Genomic DNA, 18,805 nt, shown 5'->3' with positions numbered 1-18,805 from the left:
GATTTTTATAAGTTTTAATAAGTAAATTAAAAATTCCATAAAAAAATCCATATTTCAGCAGAATACATCAAATTATCTTATTAAAAATTCCATATTTTTTATTCAAGGCAGACAAAACAACCATATCGGTTATGATTAGGTAAATTCTTAATAGAAGCCAAAAATATGGAAAATATCTTTAAAGAGATTAATGATTTTTCTTCAGAAAAACTTGAGCATTTTAGCTTAGGGAGATTTTGTTATGTCTTTCTTAGTAAGCATCCCATCTTTATTGATAAATTAATTCCCCATATCGAAATTTCACTAAAAAGTAGAAATTTTCAGACAGAGGTGATGCGTACTTACACTGATGCTCACATAAAAGAGAAAGTAGCTATACAGCAAGAATTTGAAGCTAAACGCTACCATCCTAATGCAGCCTTATTTTACATGCCACAACTAGAGCTAGTCGAAAAAAAATTGGATGTAAAGACGATTCCACAATTAATCGACTACCTAGAAAATAATCTTAATGAGTATCCAGGAACATTAGAAATTCTGAACAACTTTTACAAGTCTATCCATGGTAAAGATGGATTTGATTATATAAAAGATAATTATATATATTACTATATCGGAGATATTTTGTACTCTAAGTATCTATCAATAAAGGGACGAGCAGATATGCTTGATTTAAAATACTCGAAGGTAGTTAAAACTGAATATGAAAAAATTGGCATCGACATATGTCAGGAGGATGTTCAATTCTCTAAATACAGCCTTATTAGCATGAATAAGAACATTGAAATATTCAATAATAAAGATAGTCAAACAATACGTGATGATCGTATAGGCAAGCATTTTTGGATAGATATCCCAAGAAAGTTGCTTACTACTATTGAAGAACTTATTAAAAATAAAATGCTGTTAGATGTATCATTTAGAATAGATTATGTTTCTGATTATCTTCCTGCAATGGAGGAAAAGGAGTTTGGCACTCCATTACGATTAAAAATATCCTCTTTACCTGAATTGTCTAAGTTCTATTCCACTGATAAATATGAAAATAATCTATGGGTGCGCCATGATGTAGAAAAGCAGAGTTTAACTTTTGAAGAAATGATGGCAGATTTTGAAGTAATCGGTGAGGATATAGTTACGCAAGTGATTCATCTTGAATACAAAGCACAAGGTGAACATTTTTTCATAACCCATTTAGATCATGAGTTTATTATATATACATTGGATAACTATCAGGAAAGATTAAGTGATGCAAATATCAAAGGTCATAGAAAAGTAAAAACATTTAAAATAGATAACTCAATGATTCCATTTAATATAAAGATTAATGGAGAGCTGTTTCTAGTTCAAGTTCTGGATTCATATTTCAAAAATTATGACTTAATTCATGAGTATTTTAGTGGTTAAAAAATGGCTTTTACCACTTATACGAGATGATTTTTGGTATGAATAATAGGTTTTTAACTATAGTATCTTGTTGTTATTGAATTAAAATTTAGAGTTGACTATAGCATTAATGCTATTAATTGATCAAAATTGTAGGAGTATTTATTAGTGGAAAGATTAGAAAGACACGCTTCATTCGGTGGATGGCAAGACGTATATAAACATCAGTCTGAAGTGCTGAAATGTTCTATGAACTTCGCAATTTATATTCCACCACATCAGAAAGATGAAACATTACCCGTAATCTATTGGCTTTCTGGTCTTACTTGCAACGAACAAAACTTTATTACTAAAGCTGGGGCACAAAAGTATGCTTCTGAACATAAGGTAATCATTGTTGCTCCAGACACAAGTCCAAGAGGTGCTGGTGTGCCAGACGATGAAGGTTATGATTTAGGTCAAGGCGCAGGCTTCTATGTAAATGCTATTCAAGAGCCTTGGTCAGAAAACTATAGAATGTATGATTACATCGTTTATGAATTAAGAAACTTAATTGATCAAAACTTCCCAACGAATAAAACTCAAAGCATTATGGGGCATAGTGCTGGTGGACATGGGGCATTAGTCATAGGGTTAAGAAATCCTGAGATCTATAAGAGTATTTCTGCTTTCTCCCCAATTGTCGCACCTTCTCAAGTTCCTTGGGGGCAAAAGGCATTTACTGCTTATCTTGGTACAGATCAGACTTTATGGTCTGACTATGATGCTGTCGAGCTAATCAAATCTAGTTCCGTGAAGATGCCTATTTTAGTTGATCTGGGAACTGAAGATTCTTTTTTGAAAGAGCAGTTAAAGCCCGAACTTTTAGAAAATGTTTGTAGTGATAAAGAATATCCGATTTCTTTGAATATGAGAGATGGATATGATCATAGCTATTATTTTGTAGCTAGTTTTATTGAAGATCATATTAGATTCCACTTATCAAAGATTAAATAATTTAATTACCTGTGGTTGGGATTCTATTTGCTAATTTATGACATATGTAATTAAATATATTGTTAATTTTCTAAGATTTTATAGAAATGTCACTAGAAACTTTTCAACAAAAAATTGATTCAATTTTGAATAAAGATGATATTTCAATCTTGTTAGCAAATGGATTCTCACAAGCATGGGATCATACAGTTTTTAATTATAAGTCTTTATTTGAGAAGGCTGATTTTGGAACAAGGGAAATTGAAATTCGTAATTTATTTACTGAATTTGAAACCTATGATTTCGAAAAAATAATGAGGGCATTAGAGTCTGCACAAAAAGTATGTGAGTCTTATGGAGTTGATAAAAATAAAATTATAGAAATAAAAGATGATCAAGAGCAATTGAAAAATTCGTTAGTACAGGTTATTTCTGAAACTCATCCTTTAAGATCTAGTTATGTTTTAACCTCTCAGTATGAAAAAGCAAAGCCATTTATTAAGAGATTTTCAAAAATATTTACATTGAATTATGACTTATTGCTTTATTGGATCATCAATAAAAATGATATATCCCCTTTAGGTTACTTTACAGACGATGGATTTAGGGTGGAAACTTGGGAAAATGTAGGTAGTCAAAATGTTTTCTATTTACATGGTGGACTCCACATATATGATAATGGAGTAACAATAAAAAAGCATAGATTTAAAGATCATTTGGATAAGGGGATTGTGGATCATGTAAAAGAGAATTTAAACATAGGTAAATTTCCATTATTTGTCTCAGAACCTAATTGTGAAGCAAAACTTCAAAGAATTAAACATAACCCATATTTAAACTCATGTTACAAAGAGTTAAAGAATTTAAATGGTTCATTATTTATTTATGGGCATTCAATGGATAAGAATGATAAACATATATTTGATCAAATTAATTTAAGCCAAGTAAAAAATATTTATATCAGTATTTTTGGGGATGAACACTCTGAACAAAATAAAACAACAATGGCTAATGCAAGACGTTTTATTGATACTAGAAATATCAAAATTGAATTTTATGATGCAGATACAACTCCAATTTGGAAATAAATTTTTGGAACTAAGAAATGACTGAAAAAATTAAACAGCAGATCACTTTTGAAATGAGTTTAGATACTAATATATCAATTGCTAAGTTCGAGGGTGGATCTACTGAGAGTAATGAGATAGCAATTGAAATAGCTAACCGCATTAATAATGTTCTAAATAATTTATCTGATAAGTGGTTGTCAAAATTTTTAGATGAAGTTGAGAAAAGTAATTTTGATGAAGCATATATAATATTTGAAGAGAATAAGGGAACATTGCAACATTCTAGAAAAGTTGAAGATTTAAATTCTTTGAAGAAAATGGATTTTTTAAAATTAGATGCACTTAAAAGAAAAGATTTTTTAATTTTTTTAATTTTATTCTCTGCAATGGTAAATGATAGAACTGATTCATTAAGTTATATTGATTTTCTTCTGAAAAACTATTCGGATAAATTAGATGCTGATTTACTGCAAAATATCATATTAGAAAAAGCTAATTGTTTAGCAAAAGATGGACATATCAATCTTGCACGAATAAATTATAATAAAGTAATAAATGCTGAAGGAGTGTCACCTGCTACAATTGCTTGGTCATACCAAGGGTTATCAATAATATCTGTAACAGATTTAGATAGAATTAAATATGCGCAATATGCGGCAGACTTTCATTTTCAATCAGGAAATAAAATGGAAGCAGTTAGAAATTTAATACAAATTTCTAACTTTAAAGGGAATATTGATCCAAAAGAGGCAATAGTTATATTTGATAAATGTATAGCATTATATGAAGAGAAAAGTCTTGTTGATAGAGAGTTGTTGGCATCATTAATACACAGAAAGTCAAATTATTTATATAAAATAAATCAAATAAAAGAGGCATTGATATTAGCTGAAAGAGCCTGTGATTTACGAAGAGGTTTAATAGGAAATGAGATTGAACTATGTTCAAGCTTGTCATTAGCAGAAATTTTGGCTGGATTAGATAACCAAGCAGAAAAGGGAGAGAAATATAAGGCTGAATATGAATTATTAAAAGAAAAAATTAAAGATGAGAATTTTAATTTAAGAGAAAAAATCTTAGGGTTAATATCTAATTCTGAATTTTTAAGTAATGAATTCTTAACAGAAGTATTAGCCTCTGATGATAGTGAGCTAATTATATCAACTTTGCTCTATCAATCTACTGATAAAGACTTATCTTTAGATGATGCTATGACTTTATTGGAAAAATGTAGAGTCTATGCTGAGAAGGAAAGAAATAATAATGTTTTAGATGTCATCTATTTTAGTATTGCTGAAAAGTATAGGGTTGAAGGTTTATATGATGATGCTTATGTATTTTATACAAAATCATTAAAAATAAATCAATTTAATCAATCATCTGTGCAAAATTGTCTTGGGATGTTATTTCAGGAGCGAAAATGGAAGCAAGCACAAACTTTTCTTGAAGAAAGAATAAGAATCATAGGCGAGCTTCCAAATGTATGCTTTTTTTATGCAAGAGCATTATTGGAAGATAAGCAGTATCAGAAAGCACTAAAATACTTTAATAAGTCAGATAAGTCTAATCCAGAATTAGCAGATTATCAGTCAATTTGTATTGATAACTTAGATGATTCACAATTTGAAAGTATGCCTATTAGAGAGGGTTGGAAAGAAACAATTACTTCGGATATTTTTTTTGAAATTCTAAAAGAATTTTCTAATTCTATTTCTACATCCTCTCGAATGTATTTTTGGGAAAAAGGGGAGGATAAAGTTTCATACAAGTGGACAAAAAATCCAGAAGAAAAGTCAAAACAATTATTGATAACTTTTTTAAATGCGAAATTGGGATTTGATAGTACTGAAATTATTCAAGAGTGTAGAGCTGGTGCAGGGTTTATTGATTTATATATTATATTACCGGGTGGATTGAAAGTCATAGTTGAACTAAAAATGTGTGGTGGAGGCTACTCTTCAACTTATGCTCTTTCTGGCGAAAGCCAAATAATTCATTATCAACAAAATAAGACTACAAATTTAGGATATTTAGTTGTATTTGATGGAAGAACTAGAGATTATGGTAAAGGTTTCAAGGAGATTCAAAATATTAACAATCATACAATATATGCTATTGCTGTAGATATGCGCCATACAATAGATAAAAGTATATGAATTATTTAAATTCATATACTTTGAATCTATACATATTAATTGAGAAGTGTAATGGGATTATTTTTGGATTTTAATATTTTAAAAAAATATTGAGGAGAGATTCAATTATTTATTTTTTAAAATAATTTGAAAATATTAAAGAGTATATTTCGTAATAAGTTTAAGAGAAATATACTCAGGAAATGACAAGGTATTCATGGGCTCTGGATACCTTGTTAATTTATATGATAAATTTAAAAATATTTAAACCTGACTATTATTGTTAGGTGACCATAACAGACTATCAAAAAATGGATCATTTACAATAAAGGCTACACTATAACGAGCTCTTGTAACGGCAACATAAAATTTATTTTGGCTGATTGAGCTATCACCAAATGGATTAGCTTCACCTTTCAAAAAATTTAAAATAGGTTGTGTTGGTTGAACTAAAACATGATCAGCTGTTAAGCCTTTAGATTCACCAAAGGTCATTAATTTTTGATATTTTTCTAAAACCTTTCCCGAGCCTGAAGAGTAACGCAAAATTAATGGATCAAATTGGCTTACATAATCATCTATATGATCAGGCGATATGTATATTACGCTGTTATGAGAGGGTATGCTCTGATTATCAATTTTAGAGATAGTTGGTGTATATCCTTGCCCTAAATGAATTGAATCTGCAAATTTGCAAATTGATTCAATGGAGCGCCAACATTCATTTAAGTCTTTTGTTTTAAACCCCATCTTTTTATAAGTGCTTAACTTATCTGAGCTTTCATTAGGTTTTTTGGGAGAAGATGATGTATGGTAAATAGTCTGTCGAAAATCACCAACAGCATGTATTTCAAGCTTTTTAGATTTAGTTAAGTGTTTAAATAGATCAAAATCCCATCCAGCAAAATCTTGTGTTTCATCTAGATAAATACGATCATAGATAGACTGTATTCTATCCGATATATTTACTTTAGATTCTGAGATAATTCTACAAGCTAGTTTGGAAATAAACTCTGTATAAGCTTGATGTTTGGATGTTAGAAAGTGTGAAGGATTATAATTTCCCCCAATTTTTTCAGCTCTGCCTGAAATAGTGTATCCATTACGTGTTTTGTGAGGGTTTTGGCTGTTAAGAAATATACCTGTTATTCGTTTTGAAATGATACAACGTTGATAAGGTCTAATAATATCTTCTAGTATAAAGGTATACCAACCTTTAACTATAAAAAGATCATTTCTCGTACCATTAAGTTCTTTAAACTTCTGAATTAGTTCTTTTTGATTACTATGAGTATAGGTAATGATAAGGACTTTTTTACCCTTGTTTGTTAGTTGAATTGATTCAGTAACAATCTTAGTTGTTTTTCCTGCACCAGCACAGGCAATTAATAATTGTTTAGTCAAAATTTAATGCCTCTACGAGATATGTTGGATAGTTAACCTTCTGTAGACTTTCAAAAATTTTTATTGCAGAGTCAACTTTTTTTGATCCATAATTTTTGTCACCATTTTCTCCTACATAAACAGAAGTAAAATATGATTTTTTATCAATTAGAGTAGCTTTTGCTTTTAACTTGTTAAATGAGGTGGTTGACAGAGCGATTTTTGCTAGATGTTCTAATGTTTTTATATTTTCTGAATTTGCTTCAATCAAAGAAGGTTCTAGAGATTTTAGTGTATCATCGGTCTCAGAGAAAAAATTAATATTTTCAAAGTCAAAATCCTGAGAATACTTATGAATATTTTCACTATAAGAACCATCATTATCTTTGATTACATTTACTTTCGTTTTTATATGTTTAGCAATATTTAGATAGTGTTTAAAACCAATACCTCTGACAACAATAATGTCTATTCCATCTTCTTCTGGTAATTTGTCATGATTTTCTAAATATATTTTTTTTAGAAGTAATTCATCAGATGGACCTTCTACTAGAATTACCTTCTGTGATAAGACTATACGTAAGGTATCGTATCCAGGTAATCGTTGAAGTGTTTTAGCTGTTTCTTTATCAATTTCACTTAATTTTAAATATTCTTCAGATATTAAACATAAATTTTTTAGGTTTAATTTATTTAGTACATATGAGCTATGTGTTGTAATGAAAATTTGATCTGAGCTATTATTATCAATAAATCTAATTAACTTACTCAAGTTTGTATGAGATAGATGGTTTTCAGGCTCTTCTATCATAATAAAATTAACATTACCTCCTTTATTTATTAGAGCTAATTTTATTTGAATTTTATTTTGCTCACCTTTACCGATTTGAGAGAAAGAAATATCATTAACAGCAAGTTGGAGTCCTGCCTCTATATTTCCTGTTGTTGTATCAGCTATAATTGATAAACAGTGTTCAGTCACTAATTTAGAAGCATCAAGGTTTGCATTTAAACTTTTAATTTGTTCTTGCTGTCCAAAAGTGTTTTTTATTTTTCGATAATTCAAACTCAATAGAGCTTGCTCTGGTTTAGTTAAAGCTGTATTAATAATACTAGCAAGATATTGTGATTTTCCGTAAGTTGGATGTAGCCTTGTTGGGTCAATAAATAGTCCTTTCATTTTTCTATTGAGAAATTTGATAGGATCCCATCCAAAATTGAACCATTCCACTTTATAAAACTCAGTAGGAATGCTATCCAATTTTGTGCCATCACTTATAAAATCGTTATAAGTTGTTGTTAACTCATCATCAAAACAGATTCTTATATAAACGCCATCCTCCTCTTTGTTTAAAGAGTTATTTTTACCGCGATACTCGGGGCAATCTTCTAGATACATTTCTATAAGTATTTCAGGTAATGTTTCAATCGAAAAATTGCCTTTGAGAAATTTTTGTACAACAGTATCATTGAATAGGTCGGAAGATAAAACTTGGTTGAGATTTTTCCCTCTATAACAATTGTTTGCGACTAAATCTAGGGCTTCTAAGATTGTAGATTTACCAGAATCATTATCTCCAACAATGATGTTAACTTTTTCATTAAATTCAAAAGTTCGTGTACGAATTTTTTTAAAGTTTTTCACTACCAATTTTTTGATATACAAGTCATTCACCCAAATAAGTCTATAAGTGTTGGAGTTATGTTTTTTATTTATACAACAAGTTGATTTTTTTTAATATTGAAATAGTACATTATTTGAAAAATTATATCTATACTTAAGTCTAGTAGGGGGGAGCATTAGAATACTAGTCGCAAATATATTTAGATAAAGAATTTAATGCTTTAAGTTTATTTCTTAAATAATCTAGCTTACGATTTTGAATAATTTTAAGTTGCTCAATTTTAAATTGTAGATCAGGATAGCATCGCTTCAATTCATCATAAATATCAATCTCTTCTCTAAGGTTCAAAATTTCTGAGTCAAGTTGTTTTTGCTCGTCTAAAAGTTTATCGATAGTATCATTTGGCTCGATACAGAATTGATCTCTAAGATCCATCATTTCATCTGTTTCGGTATAGGTTGTATAGGGGTTTTTAGAATCGTCTATTATTAAATATCCTTTTTTTACAAGTCGTTGTACTAAACGATAGATATTTTGGTAATTGATATTATTGTTTTCTACTCCTAAAAGTATGACTTTAGCTAATATATCACTGACTTGAAATGATGAGATTCGATAGCTACATAACACTCTCATAAATTGGGGGAATAGTGGTGAAGATTCTAGGTGCATGGCAATCTTTGATAAATAATGAGGATTATAGTCCGTGGATTAAAACACTTCAATTCCTGATAGTTCTTGTATTTATGGTTATCAACTATGAATACAGAATTAGCCTTGTCAATTGGCTCTAAAATTAGAGAAGTTCGTAAAAATAAATCAGTAAGCCAAGAGCAGTTAGCATTGCTGACAACAATTGATCGTAGTTATCTTGGGCGAATTGAACGAGGTGAGGTGAGTGTGACAGTCGAAAAGTTGGCTCAAATTGCCCATGTATTGAATGTAGATATCAAAAGTTTAATACCTTAAAACTTGTTTTCGAGTATCCGTTCTAGTTCTAATAGTGCCTTTTTCTCAATTTTAAATATTCTTTAATTGACCATAAGAAGCTACCAATAAGAACTATTTCGAAAAAAGCGATACGACGCATTTTTTCGTAGTGTTTTACGAAAATAGGGGTGAAATCAATAATAGACTTTGATGTTTTATTGGCAGCTTCTAGAAGTAAATGTTGCATCCATACATCTAGTAAAATAAATAACATCATACCAAAACAAGGCAAGAATAATATTGCTTTCCGTCTATGCAGAATTTCTACAAATGTATAAAACTCATTAATTAACCAGTCTTTCATGAAAAATTTCTCTAATTTTTATTGATTTTAAAGTCTATGATTTTATTATTGTTTTCCTCAATAAGAAACTGGTTTTCTCGTTTTAACCTATGATTTTCGAAAATTAAAGAGTTGATTTGACTAAGTTGAACATCATATTTCTCCTGAAGTTCTTTTAATTGTTGCTTCAGCTTTAAAGCTTCATTTTGCATTACAATTTTTGAATTCTTCTTACTATATTCTTTACCAAGTCTTTTTGCTTCAGCTTCCCTAATATTATCTAATAACTCTGCAAGTTCAGGACGAGAGCGCTTTACAGCACCTCTTTTCAGACCAGCTTCTAATGCTACCGTATCATTATTGATTTTTGAGCCTTTGGGTACTCGAATAGGTGCATTCGCAATTAGACGATTCAGTGCTTCATTAAGATTCACCAAAGCTTTAGACATTTTTTACCTCAATGTATTTCTTACGAAGTTTTTCTAGAAGTTGTTCGACTGCTTTGACTTCTTGCATGTACTGCTCATATAACAAAGACTCGTTCGTATTTAATTTTTCATCAGCAATTTTAGCGTATGCGTTTTTTGCTAATTCCAGAGCATCAATGGAGTCTTCGTTGAAAATTGAATAAGAGCAGGGGATACATGCGGTAATATAAGAAAATCCTAACTTATTACAACCTGAAGTACGAGAGCATCCACCCAGAACTGTTTTCCGATAAGCAATTTTTCCTTCAAAAATATACTTTTCGGTCTGTTTTTTATCAGTTAAAAATACAGGCGCTTTATTTTGATCTTTAAGTACTTGTAGTCTAGTACCCTCACCTCCAAATAAAGGCGTATCTTTTTGTACTACATCCTTTGTGAAATCAGATAATTGTTCATATAAGGTTTGATTTCTATATTCTTTAATTAGACTTGATTCATACTCTCTATCTGAAAGATTTTGATCTTGTATGATATTTTGAGCATTCATATAGTTTTTGCCGTAGTACAGCGTCATATCATAAGTGATATGTTTTAATTGACGTTTTAATGTTGGAATATTCACTAAACCACTTCGAGCACTGTATACCGTCAAAGATCTGCGAAACTGGTGGCTAGTAAACTTCCATGGTTTTCCAATTTCAAGTTTGTAGTCTTCTAACCAATGAATTAATGGATTAAAGATATTTAACTCATGTAAATCATCTTCTGTGAAAATGATGGGGTCTATCGCTCTATAAATGGAATAATGATCTTCCATAAATCCGCCTAAAGGCATCTCAAAAATGGGATGGAATGATTTTTCATGCTTAATGGCAAATGATGGAAATAGAGGATACGATTCAAGTTCTAAATGTGAAATGACTCCTCGCTTAGCACACCATGATTGATGTATTTTTGCCAGTTTCTGTAATGTATCAATAACATGGTGAATTACACTAGATGAAACCCAATATGTTGCGACGGCTCCAACTTGAGTAAACTTACTGGTAGTTCCTTTTAAAACCCATGCTGAGGGTAGATTTCTTCTTTTTATCTCCTGATATGATACATAATTTAAATTTAATGCTTCTGATCGGCGCATTCCGCTAAAGCACAGTAGTAGAAAGGCACCTAAATTTTGAATAGACTGGATGAAGAATAAGACACGTTGACTAAACCTCATGTCGTATTTTTCGCTTAATTCGGTTAGTCCGTGCTTTTCTAGCATTGCTTTAAATATTTTGGGTTTCTGACGATGATTATTCCCTTCTTTATGTGTATGAAAGTCATTTTCACGAACCAAATTATGAATTCCATTCATAAATGGCTGTATTTCATCAAAGAATTTTAAGCCACTGTCAATAAACTGCCCATAAATCCTAGATGGAATTAAAAGAGTCTGCTTGTGTTCCTTCATTTCAGAATGCTGAGCTATTTTTATTTCTTGAATATATTTTTCACTAAATCCAAAATTATCAATCTGATAAAGCATACCTGCTTTATTAATTGAATTTAATATATTTATATATTTCTTTTTACTTTCCCAGCTTAATTCCGATAAATGATTTTTTAAAGATTTTAGAAAAATTCCATTATTATTTATGCTTGTAAAATTACAATTAAAGTCTAAACATAAATATGCAATTTTTCTAATGATAAAGAAATTACCTTGGATAGTTTTCAATGTAATATTGTTATCTCGTCTTTTTCTTGAGAACATCAAATAAAATAGAACAATTTTTATTTGATATGACAAAGTATATTTTTGAGGGGATGTATGGTCTAGATAAAAATTAATTTCAGATTGGTCAGTGTAATTATGTGCGTAGCAACCCAATTCCCAAATTTCACTTTCGAAGTAGCTAAGTGGTTTTCCTAATTGATCTAGGCTAATGACGGTATCATTTTTAGGGTGGTGATTAAATTCTTGTTTCGATGCACCAAATGTATCTGCAATAGCAGGGATATTATTCATAAAAATTCACACCTAAATCTGTAAGTGTATTGAGCATAATTTCAAAAAAAGGGCTTAATTTTCCGGTGCTTATTAATTTAGAACTAAGCATAATAGTTTGTTCATTCTTTGGGTCATGATTAAGAATGGAATCCAAAACATCATTTATTTTTTGAAGAACAAGAAAAATATTTTCTGAACTTTGGCTAGAATTTGCCATTTCGAAAACTTTTTTAGCTGATAAAAGCTTATGAATATCTTCTTTGTCGGTATGTATGACATAGTTTTCGCAAAATAAACATGAAATTGGGTTTGAGCAATTGGGTGTATCTAGGTCAATATTTTGATAAATACTATGAAGTTTAGGTATCTTAGAAAAACAGTGCCCCATGTCAGTATTTAAGGTATCAGCTAAATTTAGCTTTATAGTTGAAGTATTCTTCGAGATGATAGGTGCTGAAGTTGCGATACTTTGAAAAGTATTGCTCATTTCATCTAAGACTTGGAATTCTGTAGCTTCGGTGTATGAGCTGGCAACGATTTGTGGAGTATTACCTAATTTTTTGGCAACTATATTTAGATTTTTGCTTTCATTATGATAAATATTCGCAATAATTGATCTTAATTTTGATAATGGAATCCACTCTATTTCATAAAAATGTTTTATAAACCAAGTCCTAAATATATTATGTTGGTTTTCAGAATAAGATATAATAAAGTTGTCTTTATAAATGGCTTTGGTGTTATTTAAACCTATGAAAAGTAAATTTTCACTTTCATCTATATTATTATCAAAATTATAATTTTTTATTATCCATTCTCTAAGGTTTAAATAACCCAATAGTAATTTTTGAAATTTTAAAGGTAAAGATAATTCAACAGTTTTATAGCCAGATCTCGGTTTTGTGGTGATAATTCTCATCCCTTTTGTTGAAGAGTGTAAATCTTTTACGTCAGAGACTTTTAAGCTGTATATTTGTGATGCGTTTAGTGCTGATGCTGATACAAAACAGTTTATAAATGCAGTGATTGCCAAATTAGCAATTTTTGCATTATTTTGATTAAGCTTATCTACATTGCTCTGTTCTATTTTTTTGTTATTAAATACTTCATAAAATGAAACATCAATATTGTTTTTTCCATTTCTTAAATGAATTGGTAGAGTCTTTTTATTAATTAAAAAATCAGAAAAAATTAAAAAAATTGTTTTATTGATTTCGAAGAAATTTTGAAATTTATATTCTTCAACAGGAATGTTATGTTCTTTATGCTTGGATGCAATTTCTATATAAGAGTTTTTTACTTCTTTAATATTAATCTCTAGTGATCTGGATAAAATTTCTGCAAAAACATGTTGTTTTCTATTGTATTGACCAAGATCTGTAATCGAATTTTTAAGTTTGGTTGCTCGATCCATAATTAAATATTGTGTATAGTCTTTATATATATCTAATGCTTGAGAACTTTCCTGTAATTCAAATACACCATATCGAGAGTATAGTTCTTTAATTACACTTCTAATCACTTTAAAATAATGTTTAATTGAGGCATGAGAATACCTCTGAGTCATATCTAAAATATACTCATGTAAAGGCGAGATTAACTCTATAAACAATGAGTTTTTATCAACTAACGCGTAATGTGTTTGTCTATTCATTGCTGTATGATTTTGAAAAAAAATTGTACCAAAATCTAAGTATGAAATTTTTCCAACAACTTTTAATTTTAAAACGACATTAGGTAAAAATGAGGTTGCTAGGGCGTCATAATCTTCTGGGAAAAGATATTTAATGTCTCTTTCTACGAACATAATTTTTAATTCATTCCTTGATAGGTAAATAGTATTTCTTCAAACTTTTTGTCCATCTCAGTATTAAGTTCTGAATAAGCAATGTACCTAACATAGTGAATTGTACTCATGATATTTCGATGACCCATTCGGCTTTGTATATACGGTAAAATTTTATCAATATCATTGACATGCTTTGAGGCAGATAGAAGCAGGTTGACTCCAAAAGTTGCACGCAAATCATGTAAAGTGAATGTCTTTATGTCTTCTTTATTCTTGTGCATCAGATCAATCAATTTAGTCAGTGCTTGCCTAGCTGCATTACCTCTATGTATTGAAAACTTTATTTTTTTTGAAAATAATTGAAGATTACGATCCTCAATTTCTTTGATGGATGTGTAATATGGGTTTCCATGTTTAGTAAGAAAGACGTAATTTTGATTTTCAACCTTATAAAGACTCTTAGATGCTCTTTTCTTCCAAGATTCAGAGCTTAAATATTGATCTATATCTTTGATTAACCATGCTGGTACTTTTAAATTGTGTTCATAGCCACCCTTAGTATCAATAATTGATTTTCCGCCTATTCGAACGCTGTAGGTATTATCAACACTATTCAGCATTTGTTTAGTAAGTAACTCTTTTATATGAAATGCTCTTAACGTACAGATAGTTTGTAATCTTGCCCCAGTGTATAGAGCTATATAGCAAATAAGTTGAAAATCTCTAGAAGCATATTGTTCTAAATATTGAAGAAAAATTTGCTGTTCAATCGTAGAAAGTGGGTGAAGTCTTCCACCATCGATAATTTCATTTCCATATCGAGGATTAGGACTATGCCGAATTTTCAGATTTGAACTATTCACCTGTTTTGTATAAATATCACCTGAAGAAGTAATACATGACACATAGGTTTTAATTTTTTCATATGGTTGATTCTTTAATTCATCAGGGGTAAATACATTTTCTGCAATTAAGAAATCATAAAAACGTAAAATTCTGTTCATCCGTTGACGAGCAGTGCTTGGTGAAATTAAACCAAGTCTTATCCTTTGCAAAAGTGATGTATGAAATTGATAAGTCACTCTTTTTTCAGGCTTAGGAGGGAGGTGCAAGATATCTAATTCATTTTCCTCTAAGAATCTTAAAAAATCTATTAAGTCTGATGCAACAGACTCTAATAGAGCAGTGCTTTTTTTCTCATCGATGAGTAAGTGATTGAAATAATTTGAAGATAGATGCCATACAGTATTGTCACTTTTGATCAATGACGGAAATCTTGGGCAATAGATACTTTCCATTTGGTCAAAGCTATTTGTTATGGAATCAAAATAGGTTGGACGATATTCTTTTATAAAATTTATATGGGCTTTAGATTTAGAAAAATACGGCTCTAATTTTTTGCTCATGTTTACCCACTCATTAAATAGCATCTATTTACAACAAGCTATAAATTCCATATAGTTTTTACAGCACGTTGAAGAAGCATACTACACAAAGTACATTGTCAATGGGTGGCCACGGTGCATTAACTTTAGCGTTTAAATATCCAGAAAAGTTTAAGTCGGTATCTGCTTTTGCTCCGATCTGTGCACCAACTGAATGTGCATGGGGCGACAAAGCCTTTAGCCATTATTTGGGTGCAGACCGTGATAGCTGGTTGGCTCATGATGCCACAGCTTTAGTCTCAAAGAATGGTGCAATATTTAGCGAAATTTTGGTGGATCAGGGATTGGATGACCAATTTTATGAACAACTTCACCCTGAAAAATTTAAGCAAGCATGTTTAAAAGCAGGACAGCCTTTAACTTTAAGACAACATGCTGGCTATGACCATGGTTATTATTTTATTCAAACCTTTATGGATGAGCACTTACAGTTTCATGCAATCCAGTTAGAAAAAGTATCTAGCTAATTAGTTTAGTGTTGCCATTCAACTTGAAATTCGTGTTGAGCCATACGGTTTAGATGATCAAGCACCACTTTTTCTAAGTGGTTGTGGTCATCTAACTGACTATCAATAGCAACATTTAACTGCTCTGTTTCTGGCGCAAGCGTAATTGTTGCTGTAGGCATTAAGATTTTAAAATTTTGTTCAGTTTCTTGTACTTCAAATTTGTGTTTCCAATGATTAACTAGACGTTTTGCAATGCGTTTTCCATCGTTTGTTAATAGATGAGTTGTGCTTTTCATTATCAATCCTCACATTGGTTTAATGTACCTTAACAAATTCGTTTCGCCGTTAGCATTCTATTGTTGCAACGTTACGTTGCAAGTTTGAAATGTTGTCATTTAAGCAAGGAATGGCGGGCCAAGTAGGTTCTTTTTTGTTATAATTTTTAGTCTCTCCTTAAACTTCTTGCCAGGTCATCCACCTATGTCCAAGCCTTATTTGATTGCTCCTTCTATTTTATCTGCCGATTTTGCTCGTTTAGGCGAAGATGTAGACAAAGTGTTAGCCGCAGGTGCAGATGTAGTGCATTTTGACGTGATGGATAACCACTATGTTCCAAATTTAACTTTTGGTGCAGGTGTATGTAAGGCTTTAAAAAACTATGGGATTACAGCTCCTGTTGATGTGCATTTAATGGTATCTCCAGTTGATCGAATTATTGGAGACTTTTTGGAAGCAGGCGCAGATATTATTACATTCCACCCAGAAGCATCTCATCACATTGATCGTTCATTACAGCTGATTAAATCTGGTGGTGCTAAAGCAGGTTTAGTTTTCAACCCAGCAACGCCATTGCATTATCTAGATTATGTACTTGATAAAGTTGACCAAATTTTATTAATGAGTGTAAACCCTGGTTTTGGTGGACAAAAGTTCATTCCAATGACTTTAGAAAAATTACGTGAAGCACGCAAAATTATCGATGCAAGTGGTCGTGATATTCGTTTAGAAGTTGATGGTGGCGTTGGCCCTGCAAATATTCGTGAAATTGCAGAAGCGGGTGCAGATATGTTTGTTGCTGGTTCAGCTATTTTTGGTCAACCAGATTATAAAGTTGTGATTGATCAAATGCGTGCAGAGCTTGCGAAAGTAGGCAGTGTAGACGCTTAAAAAGCATGTTGAACTGAGAATAAGCTTGTGGATAACTTTGTTTATAACTGTATGGATAACTGTGTTGATAACCGTATGGATAAGATGTTGGTAAAATAAACAAAATTAGATCAACCGTTTATTCTATAGACAAAAACGATGAAAAAAGAACGTTTTGGCGTTCTTTTTTTATGCGTGTTGAATAATTTATTAGCTGGTTTTTTATTAAGCTTTGCTAAAAAATAACCTGTGCAAAAAACGATGTAGCTCTGTGTAAAACTTTTTGTGCATAGATACGTATAAAACTGTAAAAGTGTCATGAAAAATAAAGCTAAATTTGGTTTAATAAGTTTTTAGTAAGAGACCTCGATAATTAATGACAGTAAAAATTTTAGCGGTAGATATGGATGGGACTTTTCTTAATTCCAAAAAGCAGTACAACAAAGCACGTTTTTTAAAACAATACGAACAACTAAAACAAAATAATATTCATTTTGTGGTAGCCAGTGGTAATCAACTTGCAAAACTTGTTACCTATTTTCCAGAAATTAATCATGAGATTGCTTTTATTGCAGAAAATGGCGCGCATGTTGTAGATGCAGGGCAAGAAATAGCTTTTGCTCATTTAAGTCAGCAACAATACGTTGAGATTTTAAAAGCGATTGACTCTTCATATATCTCAACCATGGTGATCTGTGGGAAACAGAGTGCTTATGTGCATAGCAGCATGAACGCAGAAGACTATGCCAAAGTTGCCCGATATTTTGAAAAACTGACAGTTGTAGATGACTTTTATGTACTAGATGACTTAGTGTGCAAAATTACTTTTACCGCTCAGGAAAACGAAAGCTTTGCGATTTTTGAACATTTTCAGAAGCAAAGTTTTGTAGCAGATAAAGTTTTGGTACCTGTTTCAAGTGGTTTTAATTTTATCGATTTGATTCTTCCAGACCAACATAAAGCACATGGTTTGAAGCTGTTACTACAAAAATGGCAGGTCGAACCTAATCAAGTAGTTGCGATTGGTGATAACAACAATGATATGCAGATGATTAAAGCTGTGGGCTATGGGTTTGCTGTTGAAAATGCAGTAGAAGCATTAAAAGCCGTGGCACCTTATACCACTGTAAGTAATGAGCAAGAAGGTGCATTAGAGGTGATTGATTTAGTCCTTCAACATCAACCACCATTCCCTTAATGATTTTAAAACAATCAGTTGAGATAGAAAATTGTATCTGTTTTAAAACTTGGTTATGCTAATAGGACTAAGATCCCTCATCGGCTTTAGGTGATAAATCACAATGGCTCTACAACACTTACGCAAGTATGCTTGGTTTGTGTTCCTAATGGCTTTCGTCATTGGGTGGAGTGGTGTGTCTATTGCTCAGACGCTTATGCAGCATGATCTTCATACTATGCCGTGTCATAGTGAAAAAACTTCGCATAACAATATGCATATTCAAGCAGATGATCAGCCTGTATGTAATCAAAAGATAACACAGTCTCTTCATTCGCATGGAGAGCATTGTCAGGACTGTAACCCTGTCCATTGCCAAATGGTGAATTTTGCTCTGCAGCAAGCTGTACCAGACGTTGAATCCCCATTTATTCCTATTTCATATCAATTTAGCAGTATTTATCAGGCTCAACATTTAGCCGGATACTGGCAAGAAATTTTACGTCCTCCTAAAGCTTGATCCTTATT

The 18,805-nt window shown here is 31.1% G+C and carries 17 protein-coding genes and 1 pseudogene; 9 read left to right on the top strand and 9 right to left on the bottom strand.

Annotated features, from left to right (window positions below):
• Positions 1–165 precede the first annotated feature (165 nt).
• The 4 genes from KIP84_RS15140 to KIP84_RS15125 all read left to right on the top strand — a co-directional run bounded on the left by KIP84_RS15140 (position 166) and on the right by KIP84_RS15125 (position 5,587).
• Positions 166–1,407 carry a hypothetical protein gene (locus KIP84_RS15140; RefSeq protein ID WP_151789355.1) on the top strand — a complete coding sequence of 414 codons (1,242 nt, stop codon included), beginning with the start codon at positions 166–168 and terminating at the stop codon, positions 1,405–1,407.
• Positions 1,408–1,554: 147 nt separating this feature from the next.
• Positions 1,555–2,382, top strand: a complete 828-nt coding sequence (fghA, locus tag KIP84_RS15135) for an S-formylglutathione hydrolase (protein ID WP_151742108.1) — start codon at positions 1,555–1,557, stop codon at positions 2,380–2,382.
• An 86-nt stretch (positions 2,383–2,468) separates the two neighbouring features.
• Positions 2,469–3,449, top strand: a complete 981-nt coding sequence (locus KIP84_RS15130; RefSeq protein WP_151789354.1) for a DUF4917 family protein — start codon at positions 2,469–2,471, stop codon at positions 3,447–3,449.
• A 17-nt stretch (positions 3,450–3,466) separates the two neighbouring features.
• Positions 3,467–5,587: a tetratricopeptide repeat protein gene (locus tag KIP84_RS15125; RefSeq protein WP_151741399.1), complete on the top strand. Its 2,121-nt coding sequence runs from the start codon at positions 3,467–3,469 to the stop codon at positions 5,585–5,587.
• 243 nt (positions 5,588–5,830) lie between these two features.
• On the opposite strand, the gene KIP84_RS15120 is transcribed toward KIP84_RS15125, so the two are convergent.
• The 3 genes from KIP84_RS15120 to KIP84_RS15110 form a co-directional block, all read right to left on the bottom strand.
• Complete coding sequence (locus KIP84_RS15120; RefSeq protein WP_151741398.1) at positions 5,831–6,970, bottom strand: AAA family ATPase; 1,140 nt, start codon at positions 6,968–6,970, stop codon at positions 5,831–5,833.
• Positions 6,963–8,615 carry an AAA family ATPase gene (locus tag KIP84_RS15115; RefSeq protein WP_151741397.1) on the bottom strand — a complete coding sequence of 551 codons (1,653 nt, stop codon included), beginning with the start codon at positions 8,613–8,615 and terminating at the stop codon, positions 6,963–6,965. Before KIP84_RS15115 ends, KIP84_RS15120 begins: the two co-directional genes overlap by 8 nt.
• Positions 8,616–8,757: 142 nt before the next feature.
• Positions 8,758–9,246 carry a hypothetical protein gene (locus KIP84_RS15110; protein ID WP_151741396.1) on the bottom strand — a complete coding sequence of 163 codons (489 nt, stop codon included), beginning with the start codon at positions 9,244–9,246 and terminating at the stop codon, positions 8,758–8,760.
• An 87-nt stretch (positions 9,247–9,333) separates the two neighbouring features.
• Between KIP84_RS15110 and KIP84_RS15105 the strand changes: the two genes are divergently transcribed.
• Positions 9,334–9,543 (top strand): helix-turn-helix transcriptional regulator, encoded by a 210-nt coding sequence (locus KIP84_RS15105; protein WP_151741395.1) that lies wholly within the window; start codon positions 9,334–9,336, stop codon positions 9,541–9,543.
• Positions 9,544–9,571: 28 nt separating this feature from the next.
• On the opposite strand, the gene KIP84_RS15100 is transcribed toward KIP84_RS15105, so the two are convergent.
• From KIP84_RS15100 to KIP84_RS15080, 5 genes are read right to left on the bottom strand one after another with little or no spacing between them, the layout of a single operon-like run.
• The gene (locus tag KIP84_RS15100) at positions 9,572–9,868 is read right to left on the bottom strand and encodes a hypothetical protein (RefSeq protein ID WP_151741394.1); all 297 of its coding nucleotides are present in this window, start codon (positions 9,866–9,868) and stop codon (positions 9,572–9,574) included.
• 11 nt (positions 9,869–9,879) lie between these two features.
• A complete protein-coding gene (locus tag KIP84_RS15095) occupies positions 9,880–10,296 on the bottom strand; it encodes a hypothetical protein (RefSeq protein ID WP_151741393.1) in 417 nt (138 codons plus the stop codon).
• Positions 10,289–12,289 (bottom strand): hypothetical protein, encoded by a 2,001-nt coding sequence (locus KIP84_RS15090; RefSeq protein WP_213688837.1) that lies wholly within the window; start codon positions 12,287–12,289, stop codon positions 10,289–10,291. Before KIP84_RS15090 ends, KIP84_RS15095 begins: the two co-directional genes overlap by 8 nt.
• Entirely contained in the window at positions 12,282–14,078 is a 1,797-nt protein-coding gene (locus tag KIP84_RS15085; protein WP_213688836.1) for a hypothetical protein, read from the bottom strand. The genes KIP84_RS15090 and KIP84_RS15085 overlap by 8 nt, the downstream gene beginning before the upstream one ends.
• A gap of 5 nt (positions 14,079–14,083) precedes the next feature.
• Positions 14,084–15,466, bottom strand: coding sequence for a site-specific integrase (locus tag KIP84_RS15080; RefSeq protein WP_171495058.1), 1,383 nt, complete (start codon positions 15,464–15,466; stop codon positions 14,084–14,086).
• Between the two features lie 98 nt (positions 15,467–15,564).
• Here KIP84_RS15080 and KIP84_RS15075 point away from each other — a divergent pair.
• A pseudogene (locus KIP84_RS15075) lies at positions 15,565–15,972 on the top strand (alpha/beta hydrolase-fold protein); the annotation flags it as partial.
• Positions 15,973–15,977: 5 nt separating this feature from the next.
• On the opposite strand, the gene KIP84_RS15070 reads toward KIP84_RS15075, so the two are convergent.
• Positions 15,978–16,250, bottom strand: a complete 273-nt coding sequence (locus KIP84_RS15070; RefSeq protein WP_213688835.1) for a DUF2218 domain-containing protein — start codon at positions 16,248–16,250, stop codon at positions 15,978–15,980.
• 184 nt (positions 16,251–16,434) lie between these two features.
• Between KIP84_RS15070 and rpe the strand changes: the two genes are divergently transcribed.
• The 3 genes from rpe to KIP84_RS15055 all read left to right on the top strand — a co-directional run bounded on the left by rpe (position 16,435) and on the right by KIP84_RS15055 (position 18,797).
• On the top strand, positions 16,435–17,121 hold the full coding sequence (gene rpe, locus KIP84_RS15065) for a ribulose-phosphate 3-epimerase (RefSeq protein ID WP_000043044.1): 687 nt from the start codon (positions 16,435–16,437) through the stop codon (positions 17,119–17,121).
• A gap of 355 nt (positions 17,122–17,476) precedes the next feature.
• Positions 17,477–18,298 carry a Cof-type HAD-IIB family hydrolase gene (locus KIP84_RS15060; protein ID WP_213688834.1) on the top strand — a complete coding sequence of 274 codons (822 nt, stop codon included), beginning with the start codon at positions 17,477–17,479 and terminating at the stop codon, positions 18,296–18,298.
• A gap of 103 nt (positions 18,299–18,401) precedes the next feature.
• A complete protein-coding gene (locus tag KIP84_RS15055; protein WP_213688833.1) occupies positions 18,402–18,797 on the top strand; it encodes a hypothetical protein in 396 nt (131 codons plus the stop codon).
• The last annotated feature ends 8 nt before the right edge of the window (positions 18,798–18,805 follow it).

This window comes from Acinetobacter sp. BHS4, assembly GCF_018454425.1.
GTDB classification, from domain to species: domain Bacteria; phylum Pseudomonadota; class Gammaproteobacteria; order Pseudomonadales; family Moraxellaceae; genus Acinetobacter; species Acinetobacter pittii.
The sequence above is the reverse complement of the archived record's forward strand: the minus strand, read 5'-3'. Positions and strand labels throughout refer to the sequence as shown.